Here is a 6,239-nt window from a genome sequence, read left to right on the forward strand (position 1 = left end):
TCGCGAGCAAGCTCGCTCCTACATCCATCGGTTTCAACATGTCTGCGTACTAGAATCTGGCCGGACAATCAGCCAGGAGCAGCGCCTATGCATAGCCATGGCCTGTCGGCGCGGACCCACAAGCACAGCTTCGACACGGGAAACCCGACCGCCGAGCGCGGCGCCCGGGCCGTGATGTGGATCACGCTGGGGATGATGGTGGTCGAAATCGTCGCCGGCTACGGCTTCAATTCCATGGCCCTGCTCGCCGACGGCTGGCACATGAGCTCCCATGCGCTCGCCGTCGGCCTGTCGGCCTTCGCCTATGCCGCGGCCCGGCGCCATGCCGACGATCCGCGCTTCGCCTTCGGCACCTGGAAGATCGAAATTCTCGGCGGCTACACCAGCGCCATCCTGTTGCTGAGCGTCGCCGCCCTGATGCTGGTCGGCTCGGTCGAACGCATCATCACGCCGCAGGCCATCCATTACCGCGAAGCCCTTGCTATCGCCGTCGTCGGGCTGGTCGTCAATGTCGTCTGCGCCCTGATCCTGGGCCCCCACGACCCGCAACTCACCGCGCAGCGCGTGCGCCAGCAACTGGCCGTGCATGAGGAAGTGGTCCATGTCACGGTCGAGATCCACCAGTGCGACATGGACCACGCTTCACCGGCTTGAACGTGCCGGCCACGGCCGACACCCGACATTCACAGTGGTCGCCGGGCTCATATTATTACGCTTGCACTGACTAACCTTATGGGTTAGTGTGTCCGCGATGGAAAAGCGTAAGCCGCACTACGATCTGGCTGCTGTGAAGCTCGCCGTGCGGCGGCGCGGCGCGGATGCTTTTACTGCCACCGCTTTGGTTGGTGCTCAGGCCATGGGCCTGGATTCTGCAAGCGCGATCGAAGTGGTGTGTGCGATGACGCGAACCGATTTTTACAAAAGCATGACGACTCATGCTGCAAGCCATGTGTGGCAGGACGTCTATCACCGCGTTACGCCGAACGGCAAAGTGGCTTATGTCAAGGTGACGTTGCGAGTGGATGGTTCGATTGTGATTCAGTTTAAGGAGAAATGAGATGCGCCGTGAATGCCTGAACTGCGAACAGGGAATTCTGCAGCATGCCGTCAAGGATGTGCCGTATGAATACAAAGGTCACGCAGCGGTGGTGCCGAAGATTGCCGGTTGGCATTGCCCTCATTGTCACGAGGTTGAGTTCGACGCGGGAGAAGGTGAGCGGTTTGCCGTTGCCATTAAACGCATCGCGGCCGAGATCGACGCCAAAGAGTCTGCCGAACTGGCGCGAATCCGCAAGAAGTTGAAACTGACCCAACTCGAAGCCGCGCGAATCACTGGCGGCGGTCCGAATGCCTTTTCGCGGTACGAGCGAGGCAAGGCCCGTCCGCTACCTGCCGTGACGAATCTATTTCGGCTTCTTGATCGGCATCCGGAACTGCTGGACGAATTGCAGAACTGATTACTTTGGGTCTTGGCGGTCAGGAGCTGCCTCTGGGAAAGTTTCCGCGAAACTGACGTTAGAGCCCTGTCCGTATGATTGTTGATTGATAAGGAGACCGGATTCGGATAATCTGCTCGTCATTCAATACCTTAAAGGCATTTCGACCATGCCCGTATTATTGGCAACAACTTGGACATCGCTGCTCCTAAATAACTGTTAGGAATGCCATGACTACTGACCCGGCAACCATATTCACCGCACTGGGTGGCCTCGCCAATCTTGGCAAGGCAATCGCGGAAGCCTCTGACGCCAGCCAGCGCAAAGCCCAACTTATAGAGTTCCAAAACGCGATCATTAACGCGAACACCATGATCGCTTCCGTACAGCAACAGAATGCGTTTTTGCTGCGCGAGAAAGACGGTCTTGAAAAGCAGATTGTGCAACTCAAACACTGGGAAGCTGAGAAACAACGCTATCGCCTTGTAACGGTCCTTGACGGGATTGCCGTTTACGCGGTGAAGGAAAGCATGAGCCAGGACGAGTCGCCGCATTGGCTTTGTACAAACTGCTTCAACGGCGGAAAGAAGTCGTTCCTCAACACCATTGATGGTTCGCGCGGCTTTTCCATGCTTACCTGTTCTGTCTGCAACTCGAAGTTGCAAACTGAATATCGCGGTATTCTTCGACCGGAATATGCGCCCGGCTAATTTCCGCATTCGTAACGTGGCGCTCGACCCCGCTCGCTTTGCTCGCTGTATGCGCCGCGATGACGCTGCGTCGCGCCGGTCAGCTCTACGTTGTGCCGCATCTTGAAGAGGAATCGCCGTGATCGAAAGTCTTGCCGATATCGAAGCGTTGGCAGTTCGTTGCCGCTCTGACCAATCGAAGGGTTACGTCGCTGAAGCTCTGCAATGCTATCGAGCAGGCGCCTATCGCGCATCAATTGTTAGCACTTGGATTGCGGTTGTCTTCGACCTAATCGACAAGATTCGAGAACTCGCCGTTTCCGGTGATTTAGCCGCAAAGACCATAGAAGGAAGATACGAAACGTACATCAAGCAGATCGAGCAGAACAATCCTTCTGGTATCAAGAGCGCACTGGAGTTCGAGCGTGAGATTCTTGAAACTTGCCGTAATCAGCTTCAGTTCTTTGACCCACAACAGTTTATTGACCTCACGCGGCTTAGAGAGGACCGACATAGATGTGCACATCCATCATTTCAGCGCATCGGCGTCCCCTACCAGCCGTCCGCAGAGCAAGCGCGTGTCCATGTTAGAAATGCTGTCGTACATGTCTTGGCACAACCACCTGTGCAAGGGAAAGCGGCCCTTGCCGAACTAAAGACGCTTGTAAGCTCCGCATACTTTCCGACCGATGACCAAAAGGCCGTCGCCCAGTTGCAGAACTCCGGTCTTAAAAATGGCACCGACGCGCTTGTGAGAGGATTCATCGACCTATTGGTATTTGGATTTCTCACTGACAATGATCCGTTGTACTTCAAGACGCAGGTCATTGCTGCAATTAATGCCACTTATCAGTTGTATCCAGGACTTACGGAAGACCGATTGCGTAAGCAACTGAATAAGGCAATTCGAGACGTACCTGACGACCGATTTCCCAGTGCAGCATGCCTCGTTACCTTTGTGACGGCCGCTTGGGGTGTCCTTGAGCAAGCATCCAAGGACAAGGTTGCTTACTTCATCAAAGAGGGGCCAGCAACTGACGTTTTGGGCGGGCTCGAGGTCTTAGGCGAGCTTGATGGGCTTAAATCAATTGTAGAACAGCGCGTCGGTACCCTGTCATTTGATGAACTTGCGCAGGCCATCAATTCGCATGGCCTCCGTACATATGCAAAAGAGCGGGCGATAGAGTTCCTGTCTCAAGCACGCTCCTGGGACCGGACCAATGATGTATTTAGTAAATCGATATTGCCATTGTTCTCTTGTCTTTCCGCTGAAGACATAGAACGCATTATTCAATTGCCTAGAGAAACAGGCGCTGATCTACTTGGCGCACATGGCTATAGGCTCTTTATTGAAAACGTACGAAAAACTGCGGTAGTTGATGACGCAAGACTCAATGCGCTCCTAACCGCAAATGGTGCCAGCTACCTGGTACCGCAGCCTGACGCGGCATAACCCTGCGCAGCGCCGGTGACCTCCAAGTTCCTGAGCGTCTGTTTTCCTAGCCTGGCTACCGCCGCTTTGGGCACAAAACAGCCCAGACGAACACCGGCGAGCACTCCCGCGCCGTACCGCCAGCACCAACTCTCTACCGACCTGAGCACGGACCGGATCACGAGTCCTTCCCGAAAATTCAGGAAAGACTCGGCCGGCGTTCGGCTCAGTCCTTGAGCGACGCCACCAGGTCGATGTAGCGCTGCATCGCATCGTCGCCTGCGGTTCCCTTGACGGCGGCCCAGGCGTCATACTTGGCGCGGCCGACCATGTCGGTGAAGCCGGGCCGCTTGCCCTCGACGTCGCCTTCCGTGGACTGTTTGTAAAGTGCATAGAGCTGCAGCAGCACGTCGTTGGAGGGCCGCTCCGGCAGCTTCTTGGAATCGGCCAGGGCCGCTTCGAATTGCTTCTTGAGTTCGCTCATGTCGTCCTTCGTCGCAATAAACCGGTCGCCGGGATTTGGCTTGAACTATTATATGTCTCCGCGTAAAGCGGGGACGGTATGCTAGCGATATGTCCTCGCCACAAGGCGCGGACGGCATCCCGGCGCCATGCCGTCATCTTGGAGGATCAGGGCAATGCTCCACCGCGAAAAAATGTCCCCCGTCGATACGGCCTGGCTGCGCATGGACCGTGCCACCAACCTGATGATGATCGTCGGCGTCATCGTCTTCGATCGGCGCACCGACTTCAAGCGTTTGCGCAACACCATAGAGAGCCGCCTGGTCGCCCGCTACCGGCGCTTCCGCCAATGCGCGGTGGCGGAAGTCGCCGGCGCCTGGTGGCAGGACGATCCCGCTTTCGATCTCGATGCCCACCTGCGGCGGCGCAGCCTGCCGGCCCGGGCCGGCAAACAGGAACTGCAGGCGCTGGCCAGCGAACTGGCGGTGCAGCCGCTCGATCCGGGCAAGCCGCTGTGGTGCTTCGACCTGATCGAGGAGTACGGCGGTGGTTCGGCGATGGTGGTCCGCATCCATCATTGCATTGCCGACGGCATCGCCCTGGTCGGGGTGATCCTCTCCTTGACGGATGCGTCGCCGCAGGCCGCACCGCAGAAACGCAGCGCCGCGAAAATCCACGCCGCCGAGACCGAGGAGCCCGCGGGCGGCATGCTGGAATTCCTGGCCGACGCGCTCGGCTCGGCCGTCAGCATGGGCACCGACCTGGGCAGCAAGGCGCTGCAACTGGCGTCGAACCCGGACCGGCTGTCCACCTATGGCCGCCACGGCATCGGCCTGCTGACCGAACTCGCCAAGCTGCTGGCGATGCCGGCCGATTCGCCCACCAGCCTCAAGGGCAAGACCGGCATGGCGAAGCGTGTGGCCTGGTCGGAGCTGATCCCGCTGGCCGAGGTCAAGGCGCTGGGCAAGGCGCTCGGCTGTTCGGTCAATGACATCCTGCTGTCCGCGGTCGCCGGCGCGCTGCGCGCCTACTTCATGCAGAAGGGCGAATCGGTGCGCGACGTCGAAGTGCGCGCCATGATTCCGGTCAATCTGCGTTCGGCGCGGCACGAAGGCACGCTCGGCAACCGCTTCGGCCTCGGCACGCTGTCGCTGCCGGTGCATGAGGCCAATCCCTTCGCGCGCCTGTTCCTGGTGCGGCAGCGCATGAACGAACTCAAGGGCTCCTACCAGCCGCCGCTGACGATGGCCCTGCTCGGCGCGGTGGGCATTGCGCCGAGAGTGCTGCAGCAGCAGTTCCTCGACATCCTGGCGGCCAAGGCCAGCACCGTGATGACCAACGTGCCCGGCCCCAGGCAGCCGCTCTACCTGGCCGGGTCGCGCCTCGACGAGCTGATGTTCTGGGTGCCGCAGTCAGGCGACATCGGCATCGGCGTCTCGATCCTGAGCTACAACGAGAATGTCCAGTTCGGCCTGATCACCGACCGCAATTTCGTGCCGGACCCGGAAACCATCGCGCCGCTGTTCGCCGCCGAGTTCGAAAAAATGCTGTTGGCACTGCTGATGCTGGACTGGGAACAGCCCTTCGATCCGGCCCGGGTCGAACAGATGCTGTTCGGCAAGCAGTTGCCGCCGCCGCTCAGCGGCGCCGCGCCGAAACCCAGGGCACGAAAGTCACGCACCACCGCGGGCGCCAAGCCCGTCGCCAGGAAAACGCCGCCGGTAAGTCCGCCGCCGGCCGAGACCCCGCAGCGGGTGCCGAAGCGGTTTCGCAACCTCGCTTAAACGACCCTAATAAGCAGACATGTTGAAACCGATGGATGTAGGAGCGAGCTTGCTCGCGACAACGGCTTATCGCGGGCAAGCTCGCTCCTACAGGGAATGCGCCTTTTCCTTGGTGACTGACTACTAGTCTTCCAGTTCGGACTTGGCCAGTTCGACGTCGAGCCGCTCCATGGCATCGACCGGAGTCGCCGCGGCGGCCTTCTCGTAGAGCTTGACGGCTTCGTCCATGCGGGCCTGGCCGAACAGCATGACCAGTGCATTGGCGTATTCGATGCAGGCGATGGCGGAATCGGGGGCGAGCTTGAGCGCCGACTCGAAGTGCTTCACCGCCACGTCCTTGCTCGCGCCATAGGTCAGCTTGCCGATCATGGCGCCGACCTTAGAGCCGGCCCCGTTTGATTGGACAGAATTTCCACGGCGATAAGTGGAGCCCTGC

General features: G+C 59.1%; 8 protein-coding genes. 6 read left to right on the forward strand and 2 right to left on the reverse strand.

Features of this window, described 5'->3' with window-relative positions; translation table 11 throughout:
* Positions 1–87 precede the first annotated feature (87 nt).
* The 5 genes from RMO95_RS20550 (at position 88) to RMO95_RS20570 (ending at position 3,578) form a co-directional block, all read left to right on the forward strand.
* Positions 88–654 (forward strand): cation diffusion facilitator family transporter, encoded by a 567-nt coding sequence (locus RMO95_RS20550; RefSeq protein WP_310452546.1) that lies wholly within the window; start codon positions 88–90, stop codon positions 652–654.
* A 97-nt stretch (positions 655–751) separates the two neighbouring features.
* Complete coding sequence (locus RMO95_RS20555; protein ID WP_310452547.1) at positions 752–1,057, forward strand: type II toxin-antitoxin system MqsR family toxin; 306 nt, start codon at positions 752–754, stop codon at positions 1,055–1,057.
* Between the two features lies 1 nt (position 1,058).
* On the forward strand, positions 1,059–1,457 hold the full coding sequence (locus RMO95_RS20560; protein ID WP_310452548.1) for a type II toxin-antitoxin system MqsA family antitoxin: 399 nt from the start codon (positions 1,059–1,061) through the stop codon (positions 1,455–1,457).
* Positions 1,458–1,666: 209 nt separating this feature from the next.
* Positions 1,667–2,146, forward strand: coding sequence for a hypothetical protein (locus RMO95_RS20565; protein WP_310452549.1), 480 nt, complete (start codon positions 1,667–1,669; stop codon positions 2,144–2,146).
* A 118-nt stretch (positions 2,147–2,264) separates the two neighbouring features.
* Positions 2,265–3,578 carry a hypothetical protein gene (locus tag RMO95_RS20570; RefSeq protein ID WP_310452550.1) on the forward strand — a complete coding sequence of 438 codons (1,314 nt, stop codon included), beginning with the start codon at positions 2,265–2,267 and terminating at the stop codon, positions 3,576–3,578.
* A gap of 205 nt (positions 3,579–3,783) precedes the next feature.
* Here RMO95_RS20570 and RMO95_RS20575 read toward each other — a convergent pair whose 3' ends face one another.
* Complete coding sequence (locus RMO95_RS20575; RefSeq protein ID WP_310452551.1) at positions 3,784–4,041, reverse strand: acyl-CoA-binding protein; 258 nt, start codon at positions 4,039–4,041, stop codon at positions 3,784–3,786.
* Positions 4,042–4,195: 154 nt separating this feature from the next.
* On the opposite strand from RMO95_RS20575, the gene RMO95_RS20580 reads away from it, so the two are divergent.
* Complete coding sequence (locus tag RMO95_RS20580) at positions 4,196–5,803, forward strand: wax ester/triacylglycerol synthase family O-acyltransferase (protein WP_310452552.1); 1,608 nt, start codon at positions 4,196–4,198, stop codon at positions 5,801–5,803.
* 123 nt (positions 5,804–5,926) lie between these two features.
* On the opposite strand, the gene RMO95_RS20585 is transcribed toward RMO95_RS20580, so the two are convergent.
* Complete coding sequence (locus RMO95_RS20585; protein WP_310452553.1) at positions 5,927–6,172, reverse strand: hypothetical protein; 246 nt, start codon at positions 6,170–6,172, stop codon at positions 5,927–5,929.
* Positions 6,173–6,239: the final 67 nt, after the last annotated feature.

The organism is Sulfuritalea sp., from assembly GCF_031426875.1.
In the GTDB taxonomy this organism is placed as follows: domain Bacteria; phylum Pseudomonadota; class Gammaproteobacteria; order Burkholderiales; family Rhodocyclaceae; genus Sulfuritalea.